We start from the raw sequence: 14,593 nt of genomic DNA on the forward strand, positions 1-14,593 counted from the left end.
CCGTTATCTTTTTGGGTTGTGGTAAAATCTACTCCATAGTAACAGTCATCCATGGCCGACATAAAGTCCGGCTTTTCAAAGAAAGTGGAATTAAATTCGATGAGTTCAGCCGACCAAATCCAGAGAATCCTGTTCGAAGAAGCTGATGTGAGAGGGGTCGTGACCGGGCTGGATGCCAGTTTTGCCGAAGTGCTGGCACGCAATGACTATCCTGTGCGTATCCGTCAATTACTGGGAGAGATGTTGGCTGCAGTGACTTTGCTGAGCGCTACCCTCAAGTTTGAGGGGCGTCTGCTTTTGCAGGCTCAGGGTGAGGGTGCCTTGAATCTGTTGATGGCTGAATGCAGTCATCATCAGCAGATCAGAGGCATTGCCCGCTTTGAAGGAGAGCTTCCAGAAACTGATAAGTTTGCGGATATGTTTCAGTCAGGGCGTCTGGCACTGACAATTGAGCCGGCCAAAGGGCAGCGTTATCAGGGGGTGGTGCCGATGGAAGGCGCTTCACTGGCAGCCTGTCTGGAGGATTATTTTAGCCGTTCCGAGCAACTGCCAACCCGGATTTTTCTGGCCAGTGACGGTAATACGGCTGCAGGCATGCTGCTTCAGGTATTGCCAGCAGCAGAAGGGCAGGCAGAAGACTGGAATCGCATAGGGCTGCTGGCGGATACCCTGACAGCGGAGGAGCTGTTAAATCTGGATAATGAGTCGATGCTCTATCGCTTGTTCCATCAGGAAAAATGCCGTCTTTATGAGCCCCAGTCACTGGAATTTCATTGTGACTGCTCCCGTGAGCGGTGCGCGCGTGCATTACAGCTGGTCGGGCGCGAAGAGTTGCTTGAGGCAGCCGGGCAGCAGGGCGGTTCGATTCGTGTTGATTGTCAGTTCTGTAATGCTGAGTATGCATTTGATCGTGAAGATATTCTGGCGTTGACCGAAGGTGAGCGTCCCGCTGATGAAACCTTGCATTGAGTTAAACGGGTGTACAACTTTAGTGAGGAGTGTAAATCGGAAGCCTTTCGGGTTGTCCACATGGGCTTTTTTTTATGTAATAATAGTCGATCCTATTAGCAATAATGATTATTTGTTCTGCAAGCCGGTACATTAACACTGCGAAGCGCCTTAGATACCTGTGACGTATCCGCTCAGGGCTCGCGTATGCTATTCAGTAATTTGTTGGCGCCAAGCCAAGGGAAAGCGTAATGACTACAGAAACTGCCAAAATTGCACATCAGAATCTGAGCCCAGCTGAACTGGTGGAGCGTGCGCTGCAGCGCCAGGAAGGTGTGCTGGCTGACTCGGGAGCCCTGGTGGTCACCACCGGTAAGCGTACCGGTCGTTCACCTATGGATCGCTTCATCGTTCATGAGCCGTCTACGTCAGCCCAGATCGACTGGGGTAATGTCAATCGTCCATTTGATGCGGACAAGTTTGATGCCCTCTGGAGTCGTGTGGAGAGCTGGCTTGAAGGCGAAGAGCGTTTCGTTTCCCATGTGCATGTTGGCTCCGATCCGACACATTACCTGCCAGTGAAAATGACAACCCAGACTGCTTGGCAGAATCTGTTTGGTCTGAATCTGTTTATTCGCCCGCATACCTACAATCCAAAAGGCAAGGATGAGTGGCAAATCATCAATGCGGCCGGTTTTGTTTGTGATCCTGAGCGTGATGGCACCAACAGCGATGGCTGTGTCATCCTCAACTTTGCAGCCCGTAAAGTACTGATTGCCGGCATGCGCTATGCGGGTGAGATGAAAAAAGCCATGTTCTCTGTGCAGAATTTCCTGCTGCCTGAGTATGACGTACTGCCAATGCATTGCTCTGCCAACATCGGTGAAGATGGTTCCACGACGCTGTTCTTCGGCTTGTCCGGCACGGGTAAGACTACACTGTCAGCAGATCCTGAGCGCTATCTGATCGGTGATGATGAGCACGGCTGGGGTAAAGGCGTCGTATTCAATATTGAAGGTGGTTGCTACGCTAAAACCATTAATTTGAGCAAAAAGAACGAGCCAATCATCTGGGATGCCATACGTTTTGGTGCAATTGTTGAAAACGTGACTCTCGATGGTCATCGCAAAGCGGATTACAACGATACAAGTCTGACCGAGAATGGTCGTTGTGCTTACCCGCTGGAGCATGTTGACAAGCGTTCTGCTACCAACATGGGCGAAGAACCTGACTCCATCGTGTTTCTGACCTGTGATCTGACCGGTGTGTTGCCACCTGTATCTGTGCTCACTAAAGAAGCGGCTGCTTACCACTTCCTGTCCGGTTACACTGCGCTGGTGGGTTCAACTGAAATGGGTTCAGGTGGTGGCATCAAGTCAACCTTCTCTACCTGCTTCGGTGCGCCTTTCTTCCCGCGTCCTGCTCATGTGTATGCTGACTTGCTGATGAAGCGTATCAGTGAATATGGCTCACGCGTTTATCTGGTCAACACGGGCTGGACGGGTGGCTCCTATGGTACGGGTGAGCGTTTCAGTATTCCGACTACGCGCGCCATTATCAGTGCTATTCAAAGTGGTGCATTGAAGGATTGTGAAACCCAGATGTTGCCCGGTATCAATCTGGCCGTTCCGCTGGCCGTACCTGGTGTTGACACTGGTCTGTTGAATCCGCGTGAAACCTGGGCTGACAAGTCGGCTTATGATGCGGCGGCGAAGAATCTGATCGGCCAGTTCGTCAGTAACTTCGAGAAGTTCAGTGGTGTATCTGAATCCATTATTCAGGCTGGCCCACAGCTCTGATGTTCTCTGAACGACTGGCGCTCATGGAGTGCCAGTCGTCTTCCTCTCAGCTAAACTTCAGCTTGTAATCCATACTCTTGAGGAATTCTGCCTCAGATTCCAGATCAGCCAGTGTCAGTGGGTGGTGATTGAGCCAGCCGCGAGGGAAACTGATTGATAGCCGTTGAGCGTCTGCTTGCACTGAAATGGCCGGAAGGCGAGCTTTGCTGCGGCTGCGATGCAAAATGACTGCCAGGCGCAGGAGCAGACTCAAGCGCAGATAGGGCTGCTGCTTGTCACCAGGTAGCAGTTTCCACTCATCCTTGGGCAGTTTGCGCCGATGGGCGCGTGCCAGAAAGGCCAGCAATAGCTGCTCAGTATTGCTGAATCCGGGCATGTCGCAGTGCTGCAGCAGGTAGGCGCTGTGGCGGTGATAGCGGTTGTGTGAAATGGTCAAGCCGATTTCCAGTGTGCGTGCGGACCAGCACAGCATGTCATGGTATTCATCCTCTGTCAGTTGCCAGCTGTTGCGTACCTGAGCCAGCAGTATCAGCGCAGTGGCCTCAACATTGGCCGCGTGGCGTGCATCAATATGGTGCCGCTTCATCAGTGCCCGGATGGTGCGTTCGCGAACATCCTCATGCCGCAGTCGTCCTGCCATGTCATAGAGGACACCTTCACGCAGGGCGCCATCGGAGTAGGTCATGCACTGAATGTCCAGCGACTCAAAAATCGCACACATAATGGCGGTGCCGGCGGTCAGCACCGCTTTGCGTTCGGGTTTGATGCTGGTCAGCGCGATGTCATCGGCCTGGTTGAATTTCAGCAGGTAGTGTTTCAGCTGGTTGAGCCCTTCGGCGGTAATATCACCGCTGGTGACTCCCAGCTCAATACAGCATTGGCTAATCGCCTTGGCGGTGCCGGAAGAGCCGACGCAGCTGTCCCATCCCATGCGGCGGTAGTTGCGGCGGATTGACAGTAACTCCTGCATGGCGGCCATTTTTGCCTGCTGGAAGCCCTTGTCGCTGATGGTGCCGCCCGGGAAAAACTCTTCATTGAAGCTGACGCAGCCCAGTTGAAGGCTTTCCAGCAATCGAGATTCAAAGCGCTCACCTATAATGCACTCGGTACTACCGCCACCGATATCGATGACCAGTCGTCGTCCAGTGTCATCGGACAGGGTATGCGCAACTCCCAGATAAATCAGTCGCGCTTCTTCGTGTCCGGAAATAACCTGTAATGGCAACCCCAGAACGCCGGCAGCACGGTCAGTAAACTCGCTGCGGTTGGTGGCTTCACGCAGGGCGTTGGTTGCAACGGCACGAATAGCCGATCGTGGAAGCTCTTTGATGCGTTCGGCAAAACGGCGCAGGCAATCGATACCTCGTTGTTGGGCTTCTTCAGACAGGATGCCGGACTCATCCAGTCCAGCTGCCAACTGGACTTTTTCCGACATGATGTCCAGCGTCTTGAGCTCGCCTGCAACCAGCCGTGCCACGACCATATGAAAACTGTTGGAGCCTATGTCAATCGCCGCCAGTAAAGAGCCTTCAACGGGCTGATCGAATCGATCCGGCTGTGCGTATAGTTCCATGCGTGCTCCAGGTCAGCTACAGTTGATTGATGGCTATTTTGCCAGAGCGATTGGAATAGAAGAACCCATTAAAGGGATTTGTTCAGGTATCTAAGCCTACCGGATAAGTTCACAAGTCCGGGTGGCTGGTGTTATGATCCCTTTATTAAAACGATTACAACGCACCCGGTGCAATGGAGAAAGAGAGACATGAGTGAAAATATAATCAATGTCACCGACGCTACTTTCGAAGATGAAGTGGTCAAAGCGGACGGTCCTGTACTGGTGGACTACTGGGCTGAGTGGTGTGGCCCCTGCAAAATGATCGCGCCTGTGCTGGAAGAGATTGCCAAGGAATATGAAGGCCAGCTGAAAGTTTGCAAGTTGAATATTGATGAAAACAACGAAACGCCGCCCAAGTTTGGTATTCGTGGTATTCCGACTCTGATGCTGTTTAAAGGCGGAAGTGTTGAGGCCACCAAAGTGGGTGCGTTGTCCAAATCGCAGCTGTCTGCATTTATTGACGCAAATCTGTAAATGCCACATCGGGATAGGGCTGTGCATCAACGGCCCTGTCTTGGTGTAATAGTGGTTTAATATTGACGGCAGAAACTGGACAGTTGTCTATAAACCCTTTATATTCGTATTGCGCTTGACCGATGTTCCTGTCGGGTTCAAGCAGGGAGTGACAGTCTGGTCCTCGGATCTGCTGAAACAATCATCTTTCCAATTCAATCCTCCGGCTTACCATTCAATTTTCAGCCAGCGCTTGGCTGCATCCTAAAAAACTATGAATCTATCAGAATTAAAACTTAAAAGTGTTCCAGACCTGCTGGAAATCGCCAACAGCATGGGCATTCAGAATATGGCCCGCTCACGCAAGCAGGATGTTATTTTTGCAATCCTGAAAAAACATGCTGTCAGCGGCGAAGATATATACGGCGATGGCGTCCTTGAAATTCTGCAGGATGGTTTCGGTTTTTTGCGTTCCGCCGATTCTTCTTATCTGGCAGGACCGGATGATATTTACGTTTCACCCAGTCAGATACGCCGCTTTAACTTGCGTACAGGTGACACGATTGCCGGCAAGATTCGTCCCCCGAAAGATGGTGAACGCTATTTCGCCCTGCTGAAAGTCAGCGAAATCAATTTTGACCGTCCTGAAAATGCCAAAAACAAGATTCTGTTCGAAAACCTGACGCCGCTGTTTGCGCAGTCACGTATGCGGATGGAAGTGGGTAACGGCAGCACCGAGGATATCACCGCACGCGTCATTGATCTGGTTTCCCCGATGGGTAAAGGCCAGCGTGCATTGATTGTCTCCCCGCCTAAAGCGGGTAAGACGCTGATGCTGCAGAATATTGCCAATAGCATTACGCGTAACAGTCCTGAGTGCTACCTGATCGTGCTGCTGATCGATGAGCGTCCAGAGGAAGTGACCGACATGCAGCGTACTGTACGCGGTGAAGTGGTTGCATCAACCTTTGATGAGCCGCCTTCGCGTCACGTGCAGGTTGCCGAAATGGTACTGGAAAAGGCCAAACGCCTGACAGAGCATAAAAAAGATGTCGTGATTCTGCTGGACTCCATTACCCGTCTGGCACGTGCCTACAATACGGTGATTCCATCGTCAGGCAAGGTGTTGACCGGTGGTGTGGATGCTCATGCACTGGAGCGCCCCAAGCGTTTCTTTGGTGCGGCACGTAACATTGAGGAAGGCGGCAGCTTGACGATTATTGCCACTGCATTGGTGGATACCGGCTCGAAAATGGATGAAGTCATCTATGAAGAGTTTAAGGGTACCGGTAATGCTGAAGTGCATCTGGATCGTCGTATTGCTGAAAAACGCGTGTTCCCGGCAATCAATATTCGCCGTTCCGGTACGCGTCGTGAAGACCTGCTTACCACTGAAGATGAGTTACAGCGAATCTGGATTTTGCGTAAATTGCTGGATCCGATGGACGATTCAGCGGCGACTGAGTTTGTCATTGATAAGTTAAAAGACTTTAAAACCAATGATGAGTTTTTCCAGTCGATGAAACGTAAGTAAGCGATCCATTCAAGGGCTTGAGGCGTAAAATCTGCCTCAAGCCCTTTCATGATGAGCCTGCTATCATTGCAGTGCCTCAATGCCCGGTACCGAGTTATGTCCACACCCAAGTATCAGGATTTACGCGACTTCATGCAGATGTTGGAGCGTCGCGGCCAACTCAAACGCATTACCCAGCCGGTCAGTCCGGTTCTGGAAATGACCGAAATCGCCGACCGTACCCTGCGTGCAGGTGGTCCGGCACTGTTATTTGAAAATCCGATTGGCTTTGATATCCCGGTTCTTGCGAACCTGTTTGGTACGCCAGAGCGTGTAGCGCTGGGAATGGGAGAAGAGTCTGTCAGTGCGTTGCGTGATGTCGGCAAGCTGCTGGCGCAATTAAAAGAGCCAGAGCCTCCCAAGGGCTTCAAGGATGCCTGGGAAAAACTTCCGGTATTCAAGCAAGTGCTCAATATGGGGCCGAAGCTGGTGAAATCAGCGCCTTGTCAGGCGGTGGTGCTGGAAGGTGATGCAGTGGATCTGTACCGCTTGCCCATCCAGACCTGCTGGCCAGGCGATGCGGGTCCACTGGTGACCTGGCCTCTGGTGATTACCCGGGGACCCAACAAGCCGCGCCAGAATTTGGGTATTTATCGTCAGCAGCTTATTGGTCGTAACAAATTGATTATGCGCTGGCTGGCGCATCGGGGTGGCGCACTGGACTTCCGTGAGTGGAAACAGCAGTATCCCGGTCAGCCTTTCCCTGTTGCCGTGGCACTGGGTGCTGATCCTGCTACCATCCTCGGTGCGGTGACTCCGGTTCCGGATACTCTGTCAGAGTATGCTTTTGCCGGTTTGCTGCGCGGTGGAAAGACCGAGCTGGTCAAGTGTCTTGGCAGTGATTTGCAGGTGCCTGCCAGTGCGGAGTTTATTCTGGAGGGTTACATTGACCCTGATGAAACAGCAGCGGAAGGCCCGTTTGGTGATCATACCGGCTATTACAACGAGGTCGATCACTTCCCGGTATTTACCGTGGAGCGCATTACGCACCGTAAAGATCCGATTTATCACAGCACCTACACGGGTCGACCACCGGATGAACCCGCCGTTTTGGGTGTGGCTCTGAACGAGGTGTTTGTGCCGATTCTGCAAAAGCAGTTTCCGGAAATTGTCGATTTTTATCTGCCGCCTGAAGGCTGTTCCTACCGGTTAGCGGTAGTGACGATGAAGAAGCAATACCCCGGTCATGCCAAGCGGGTGATGCTGGGTGTCTGGTCCTTCCTGCGTCAGTTTATGTATACCAAGTTCGTGATTGTCTGTGACGAAGATGTGAATGCCCGTGACTGGCAGGATGTGATCTGGGCCATGACAACCCGGATGGACCCGGCTCGTGACACGGTAATGATTGAAAATACACCGATAGACTATCTCGATTTTGCGTCACCCGTCTCAGGGCTTGGATCGAAAATGGGTCTGGATGCTACTAATAAGTGGCCGGGAGAGACGCAGCGCGAATGGGGTGAGCCGATCAGTATGTCGGATGAGGTCAAGGCTCGCGTGGATGAATTATGGGAAAGCTTGGATATTTTCCCGGGAGGGAAGTGTGAATAGATACAGGCTGCGTTTGATCAGCAGCGAACGATTGAACCGTGATGTATATCGGGTGCGTCTGGACTATGCTGCGCTTGCAGCCGAGGGCGTCAGCTTTAAAGCCGGACAGTATCTGGAGCTGTTCCTGCCAGACGGGCGCAGTGCTTATTTCTCGATAGCTTCAGCGCCTGAGGCAAGCGCATTTCTGGAGTTGCATATCCGCGAAATGCCGGAAAGCGATTTGAATCGTGCGCTGATGTTGCATCTGCAACAGGCCGATTCCATAGAGCTTTGTATGGCGATGGGCCAGTGTCATCTGGTTGCTGAAGAGCTGGCGACGGGACAGGTATTATGTTTTGTCGCGGGCAGTACCGGATTTGCACAGATTAAAAGTATGGTTGAGCACTTGCTGCATTGTGGTGCTACTCAGCCGATGCGCTTTTACTGGGGGGCGCGGGAAGCGGATGATCTGTATCTGGATGCACTGGCGCGCCAATGGGCGGCAGATTATCCGAACTTTGAATACATTCCGATTATATCCGGCGATGATGTCGACGCAGTGGATGAGCAGAACTCCTTGCCTGCCAGGGTTGCACGGGATCTGACCCAGCCTGCGGAGGTCCGCGTCTATGCCTGTGGGTCACCGGGTATGGTGTATGCGTTAGTGGATGCACTGGAAGCGTGTGGTGTCAGTGAGAGGCAAATACATGCGGATGTATTTGCCTATGCACCAAGACCTGTTCGTCAGGCTTGAATCATCGATCTGCCTGTGTCAGCCCTCAGATGACACAGGCTTTCCCGCAAAGGCTTAATCTTTCCCGTCTTACTCTGCCGCGTTAAGCGCAGGCTGAGGTGTTGGCAGATTTGGCAGCCCTTCTGTCATTTGCCGGAAGGTTTGATCCCTTACCTGCGTTGCCCGCTCTGGCTGCTCCAGCTGCTCCAGCAATCGTGCTAGTTCTCCGCAGACCTGCAAATTGGCTTCAATTTCCAGGCTGCGTTCATAAAAGCCAACCGCTTCACTCCACAGGCTGCACTGCGCTGCCAGGCGAGCCAGGGTCAGATAAAGACCTGGACTTTGCTCATGCTGGCTAAGCCAGTGCTGTGCTTGCTGATACAGCTTGCGTGGCTTGTCGCTTTTCAGCAGGCCATAGAGAGGTGCCAGTGTCTCGCTCCAGCGCTGCTCAAGACGTTGTCTGAGTAAGGTTTCTGCGGGCTTATAGCCCTGGACCGCCATCAGTTGGTCCACATACTCGGCAACCACTTCATCATAGCGCGACGCTGTTTCGGGGAAAGTGACCCACAGGCTTTGCAGGTGACGCACCTGCTGCTCGGGCTCCAGGGGAGCGCCTGCTGCAGGTATGCGCTGTTTTTTTAACAGATGCAACAGGGTTTCCTGTTCCAGTCGTGCCAGTCGGTCTGCGGTCATGACCTTATTGCGGCGTAGCTGTGGCAGAATATCGGCTATGCCTTGCCAGTCATGCAGTTGACTGCAGACCTCTACCAGCAGGTTCAGGATCTGCTTGTTGTTGGGTTGCTTGCGTCTCAGTTTCAACAGATTAGCCAGGGCGGCTTCAAGCTGGCCCCGGGAGACCTGAATCTGAGCCTGGGTCAGGCTGATCGCCAGGCTGGCTTCAGGCATCGCCTGTTGCGCTTTTTTCAGCAGATCATCAGCACCTGTGGCATCACCGTTTTCCTGAGCGGCCTTGGCTGCTGCGATCAGGTTAATGATGGGCATATCGGCATCTGCGGCTGAGCGGGTTAACGTACGTTGTGCTTTTTGCCAGTCGCCTTCAGATAGTGCGAGCAGTCCCTGCAGTGTTTTCTTGCGTGCACTGCGTTGCCGGCTGGCTGAGCGCCAAAGCCGGAAGCGACCGCCAGGCAGGCGCAGATTGAATAACAGGTTTAGCATCAGGTGTAGCAGAATAAAGGCCAGTAATACACCGACAATAAACACCCACAGCGTGGTTTCGACAGTGGTGTAATTGTAGGCCAGCAGTACATAGCCAGCGTCAGTGACCATCATCTGGCCAGCCCAGGCGCCGACAACCAGTGTCAGCAGCAGCAATAGGAACAGTCGCTTCATCCCTGACCTCCTTCACGCTTCAGGCGGCGGAGTTCATTGATATGGATCTGCAGTGCTTCCAGTGACGCGGCTACGGAGGGAACTTCAGGGGCAACGTTGACCTGTTTCAGCTCTGCGATGCCCTGCAGCAGCGCCTGGGTCGTCGCATCCTTGGCTTCAAAGTAGTCCTGAATCCACTGATGTGCCTTTGTCAGGCTGGCATCATAGGCTCCCTGTCTGCGCTGTAACAAGGCATGTTGTGCCTGCTCCAGCATCAAATGCAGATTTTGCTGCAGATAATAACTCTGTTCCGGCGACAGTAGCGGTTCGACAGGTTCATCGCGGTGCTGAATGATAACCAGCTGTTCCAGTTTACCTAAAGCACCTGACAGGGCTTCGCGTGCGCCGGCTCCCCAGGTTTCGCGAACTGCTTCAGGGGTGATCTCTTCCAGCAGGTCGGGCAGTCTGTGGCGTTCAGTGACTGGAATCATGCGCAGATTGACAACCTGGCTGTTCAGTGCGCTCAGTCGCAGGAACACACCTTCGGTGTCGACCCGGGGGATGGCTTCCAGTGCAGAGATGTCCTTCGCCAGAGCTTCGCGGACCTGATAGAGGGCAACATCATCGGCTTTATGCAGCACTTCGTCGGCTGCACGCAGCAGTGCCAGAGCACCAGCTGCGCTTTGTTCCATCAAAATACGCTGGTTGGCCAGCCGCAGCAGGTATTCGGCTTCGGCCAGTAACCAGTCTTTTTCAGAAATCATTTGCTGTGCCTGAACCTGGCGAATGCTCTGGGTCAATCGCTCTTGCAGGCTATCAATATTACGCTGACCCGCTGCAGTCTGTTCCTTGAGCTGGCCGAGTTGCTGGTTGACGCTGGCGGCCTGCTCGCTGACTGTGGCAACTGTGCGGGCAACATCACTGGCATTACTGGCCAGTCGGCTCTCTATCTCGGCGCTCAGTGTGACGGTCTGCTGTTGCAGTTGTTGTTGCTGCATGAACAGGTAACCGGAGACACCGATAGCAGCCAGGGCAACGACCAGAGCAATGCGTCCGGGCCAGACTGATGGTTGAGCGTCAGTAGTTTTGGTCGTGGGCTGAGAAGAGGCGGCTTCCCGGGTCTCAGGCTGTTCGGGTTGCGTCTCCGCGGTGGCAGAGGTTGTGTCGGAGACGGGGTCAGTCGTGTCTGCCGGGCTGTGTGCCTGAACGTCGGCGCTATCAGTCTGAGAGGTTGAGGTGTCGGTATTATTGTTTGAGTCGTGCTTGTCAGATCTGTTTGTCATGCCAGCTGTTCCAATCCATTTCCGGGAGAATGGCCCGGACCATTGAGTAGTCATCCGGTCCTGAAGCAACCTTGATCTGCTGATATCCCAGATTTTCTGCGATCTGTGCGATACGCTTACTGGGAACCACTAACAGCGTGTGGTACAAGGTTTGAAACCGGCCTGCCAAATGGCCAGAGATCAAGGTCTGCAGATTGGTCAGTCCTTCACCACTGGTAATCAGTAAAGCTGACGGTGCTGCATCCACAAGTTTCTGTTTCAACGTTTGTTCAGAATAACTGGGGCAGCGGCGATAGTAAACCGTACCATAGTCAACCTTGGCGCCGCGTGCAGTGAGAGTATCGCGCATCAGATCCCGACCACCGTCACCGCGCAGAATCAGAATGCGCTGATCCTCTACCTGTTGCATCTGCGGTGTCGCCAGCAGGGTTTCAGAATCATAGCCGTCGGCACAGCACCAGGCATCGAATCCCAGTGCTTGAAGCTGTTGGGTTGTTTGCTGTCCAATGCCGATCCAGTCAATGCCGACAGGGCGTTGTGGCCAGTAGTCATCGATTTTTTCTGCGCCCAGGCGCGCGGCATTGGGGCTGACAAAGATCACCTTGGCATAGAGATCCAGGTCCAGCAGGCAGTGTTTTAATGCGCTATACAGCTCTGAGTCATCGGTTACGGCTTCGAGGTAGAGCAGTGGCAGGCTGATGGCGGTGCCACCCAGTGATTCAATCAGCTGGCATTGAGCGACATTCTGGTCGCCCGGGCGGGTGACCAGAATTGATTGGCCCTGCAGTGGTCCCTGAACTGCCATGATATTAACCCCGTTCGCTGTAGACCTGCTTTAAAATGCGATCGGCACCTGCTGCCAGCAGGCGTTCGGCCAGCGTGATGCCCAGTGCTTCAGCCTGATCAGTCGGACCACTGATTTCGTCCCGCAGTACCTGGCTGCCATCCGGCAGGCCGACCAGGCCGCGCAGCCAGAGCTGATTATTGGGCATGAGCTCGGCATAGCAGCCGATCGGAACCTGACAGCCACCTTCCAGACGCCGGTTCATGGCTCTTTCCGCCAGAACACGACTGGCAGTTTCTGCATGGTGCAAGGGTGCCAGGAGTGCCATCAGCTCCGTATCATCACTACGGCATTCAATACCGACAGCACCCTGGCCTCCGGCAGGCAGGCATTCTTCCGGTGGGATTTCACGGCGAATGCGGGCATCCAGTTTCAGGCGCAACAGGCCCGCAGTGGCCAGAATGATGGCATCAAACTCTCCGGCATCAAGTTTGCCCAGACGTGTCTGGACGTTACCGCGCAGACTGCTGACTTTCAGGTCTGGGCGACGTTCACGCACCTGTACCTCGCGGCGTAATGAAGAGGTGCCGACATGGGCGCCCTGTGGCAGGTCATCGAGTGAGTCATAGTGGTTGCTGACAAAGGCATCGGTGGGGCGCTCTCGGGGGCAGATTACTGCCAGGCCCAGTCCCTCAGGAAACTCCATTGGAACATCTTTCATGGAGTGCACAGCGATGTCAGCGCGGTTTTCCAGCATGGCGGTTTCCAGTTCTTTTACAAACAGACCCTTGCCGCCTATTTTCGCCAGGGGGGTATCCAGTATCTTGTCGCCCTGCGTCACCATGGTCACCAGCTCTACCTGTATACCCGGATGATGGGCTTCCAGCTCGGCTTTCACATATTCTGCTTGCCAAAGCGCCAGCAGGCTGCGACGTGTTGCGATACGGATGGTTCTGCTCATAATGGAGTCCTGTTGCCCTGAGTGCCAAAATTCAGCCACGAATTGTAGCAGATTAACCTGCCGGACAATAAACCACACGCCATTGTGCGGCCAAGATTGCTATAATGGTCGCATTTTTAGTCAGCATGCCAGTTCATGGAGAGTCATATTATGAGCAACAAGACCAATCAGCAGTGGGGCGGGCGGTTCTCAGAGCCGACAGATGCCTTTGTTGCCCGCTTTACCGCATCAGTGGATTTCGACAAGCGTTTGTATAAACAGGATATTCAGGGATCGGTTGCTCATGCACGCATGCTGACACGTGTAGGGGTGCTGTCCCAGTCTGAATGTGATGATATTGTGCGTGGTCTGGGTGAAATCCGGGTTCAGATTGAGCGCGGTGAGTTCGAGTGGTCTGTGGCACTGGAAGATGTGCACATGAATATCGAGGCTGCCTTGACGCAGAAGATCGGTATCACCGGGAAAAAGCTGCACACGGGGCGTTCGCGCAATGATCAGGTGGCGACTGATATCCGGTTGTATCTGCGTGATGAAACCGACCTGATTCTGGATGAAATTTCACGTTTGCAACAGGGGTTGCTGGATCTGGCAGAACAGGAAGCCGAGACAGTCATGCCAGGCTTTACCCATTTGCAAACGGCCCAACCGGTGACTTTTGGTCATCATTTAATGGCCTGGTTCGAGATGCTCAGCCGTGACTATGAGCGCTTTGTCGATACACGCAAGCGCATCAATGTCATGCCACTGGGAGCAGCGGCACTGGCCGGTACAACCTATCCGATTGATCGTCACTATACGGCCGAGCTGCTGCAGTTCTCGGCCCCTGCAGGTAATTCGCTGGATGCCGTATCGGATCGTGACTTTGCCATTGAGTTCTGTGCCGCTTCCAGTCTGTTGCTGATGCACCTGACGCGGATGTCAGAGGAGCTGGTGCTCTGGGCGTCAGCGCAGTTCAATTTTGTTAATTTGCCGGATCGCTTCTGCACCGGTTCTTCCATTATGCCGCAAAAGAAAAATCCGGATGTGCCGGAACTGGTGCGTGGTAAAAGTGGCCGGGTCTACGGACACCTGTTTTCACTGCTGACTCTGATGAAGTCTCAGCCGCTTGCCTATAACAAGGATAATCAGGAAGACAAAGAGCCGCTGTTTGATACAGTGGATACCGTCAAGGGGTGTCTGCGGGCGTTCGCTGACATGGTGCCTGCACTGGAGGCGCGCCGTGATGTGATGCGTGAGGCGGCACTGCGTGGCTTCTCGACAGCAACCGATCTGGCTGATTACCTGGTGCGCAAAGGCGTAGCGTTCCGTGATGCGCATGAGATTGTCGGCTTGTCCGTTGCCTATGGTATCCGTACCGGTCAGGATCTGGGGCAGATGACCCTGGACGAGCTGCGTCAGTTCTCTGAGGTGATTGAAGCAGATGTATTTGAAGTACTGACGCTGGAAGGCTCTGTCTCTGCACGTGATCATATCGGTGGAACCGCTCCTGCCCAGGTTCGCCATGCAGTGGCTGCCGGGCGCCAGCTGTTGCTTAGTCGCCAGGCCGGTTAAGGGTCTGCACGAGGTCAGGGGGCGGTGGTTTTTC

The 14,593-nt window shown here is 53.6% G+C and carries 12 protein-coding genes; 7 read left to right on the forward strand and 5 right to left on the reverse strand.

Translation table 11 applies throughout. The features are described from left to right. Positions 1–99: 99 nt before the first annotated feature. Both hslO and ADINL_RS01980 read left to right on the forward strand, forming a co-directional pair. Positions 100–969 carry an Hsp33 family molecular chaperone HslO gene (gene hslO, locus ADINL_RS01975; protein WP_036543346.1) on the forward strand — a complete coding sequence of 290 codons (870 nt, stop codon included), beginning with the start codon at positions 100–102 and terminating at the stop codon, positions 967–969. Between the two features lie 230 nt (positions 970–1,199). Continuing rightward, complete coding sequence (locus ADINL_RS01980; RefSeq protein ID WP_036543348.1) at positions 1,200–2,747, forward strand: phosphoenolpyruvate carboxykinase; 1,548 nt, start codon at positions 1,200–1,202, stop codon at positions 2,745–2,747. A 46-nt stretch (positions 2,748–2,793) separates the two neighbouring features. Here ADINL_RS01980 and ppx read toward each other — a convergent pair whose 3' ends face one another. Then, on the reverse strand, positions 2,794–4,320 hold the full coding sequence (ppx, locus tag ADINL_RS01985) for an exopolyphosphatase (protein ID WP_051632482.1): 1,527 nt from the start codon (positions 4,318–4,320) through the stop codon (positions 2,794–2,796). A 189-nt stretch (positions 4,321–4,509) separates the two neighbouring features. Between ppx and trxA the strand changes: the two genes are divergently transcribed. From trxA to ADINL_RS02005, 4 genes are all read left to right on the forward strand, one after another. Next, the gene (gene trxA, locus ADINL_RS01990) at positions 4,510–4,836 is read left to right on the forward strand and encodes a thioredoxin TrxA (protein ID WP_036543350.1); all 327 of its coding nucleotides are present in this window, start codon (positions 4,510–4,512) and stop codon (positions 4,834–4,836) included. Between the two features lie 253 nt (positions 4,837–5,089). Continuing rightward, positions 5,090–6,349 carry a transcription termination factor Rho gene (gene rho, locus ADINL_RS01995; protein WP_036543352.1) on the forward strand — a complete coding sequence of 420 codons (1,260 nt, stop codon included), beginning with the start codon at positions 5,090–5,092 and terminating at the stop codon, positions 6,347–6,349. Positions 6,350–6,445: 96 nt separating this feature from the next. Next, positions 6,446–7,939: a 4-hydroxy-3-polyprenylbenzoate decarboxylase gene (gene ubiD / locus ADINL_RS02000; protein ID WP_036543353.1), complete on the forward strand. Its 1,494-nt coding sequence runs from the start codon at positions 6,446–6,448 to the stop codon at positions 7,937–7,939. Further along, complete coding sequence (locus ADINL_RS02005; protein ID WP_036543354.1) at positions 7,932–8,672, forward strand: ferredoxin reductase domain-containing protein; 741 nt, start codon at positions 7,932–7,934, stop codon at positions 8,670–8,672. The genes ubiD and ADINL_RS02005 overlap by 8 nt, the downstream gene beginning before the upstream one ends. A 69-nt stretch (positions 8,673–8,741) precedes the next feature. On the opposite strand, the gene ADINL_RS02010 is transcribed toward ADINL_RS02005, so the two are convergent. The 4 genes from ADINL_RS02010 to hemC are packed head-to-tail and all read right to left on the reverse strand — an operon-like array spanning position 8,742 to position 13,008. Further along, complete coding sequence (locus tag ADINL_RS02010; protein WP_036543357.1) at positions 8,742–10,001, reverse strand: heme biosynthesis HemY N-terminal domain-containing protein; 1,260 nt, start codon at positions 9,999–10,001, stop codon at positions 8,742–8,744. Beyond that, on the reverse strand, positions 9,998–11,263 hold the full coding sequence (locus ADINL_RS02015; RefSeq protein ID WP_051632484.1) for a uroporphyrinogen-III C-methyltransferase: 1,266 nt from the start codon (positions 11,261–11,263) through the stop codon (positions 9,998–10,000). Before ADINL_RS02015 ends, ADINL_RS02010 begins: the two co-directional genes overlap by 4 nt. After that, complete coding sequence (locus tag ADINL_RS02020; RefSeq protein ID WP_036543360.1) at positions 11,247–12,068, reverse strand: uroporphyrinogen-III synthase; 822 nt, start codon at positions 12,066–12,068, stop codon at positions 11,247–11,249. The genes ADINL_RS02015 and ADINL_RS02020 overlap by 17 nt, the downstream gene beginning before the upstream one ends. A gap of 4 nt (positions 12,069–12,072) precedes the next feature. Then, positions 12,073–13,008 carry a hydroxymethylbilane synthase gene (hemC, locus tag ADINL_RS02025; RefSeq protein ID WP_036543364.1) on the reverse strand — a complete coding sequence of 312 codons (936 nt, stop codon included), beginning with the start codon at positions 13,006–13,008 and terminating at the stop codon, positions 12,073–12,075. A 150-nt stretch (positions 13,009–13,158) separates the two neighbouring features. Here hemC and argH point away from each other — a divergent pair, with 150 nt between their 5' ends. Continuing rightward, positions 13,159–14,559: an argininosuccinate lyase gene (gene argH, locus ADINL_RS02030; protein WP_036543367.1), complete on the forward strand. Its 1,401-nt coding sequence runs from the start codon at positions 13,159–13,161 to the stop codon at positions 14,557–14,559. Positions 14,560–14,593 lie beyond the last annotated feature (34 nt).

The organism is Nitrincola lacisaponensis (genome assembly GCF_000691225.1).
GTDB classification, from domain to species: Bacteria; Pseudomonadota; Gammaproteobacteria; order Pseudomonadales; family Balneatricaceae; genus Nitrincola; species Nitrincola lacisaponensis.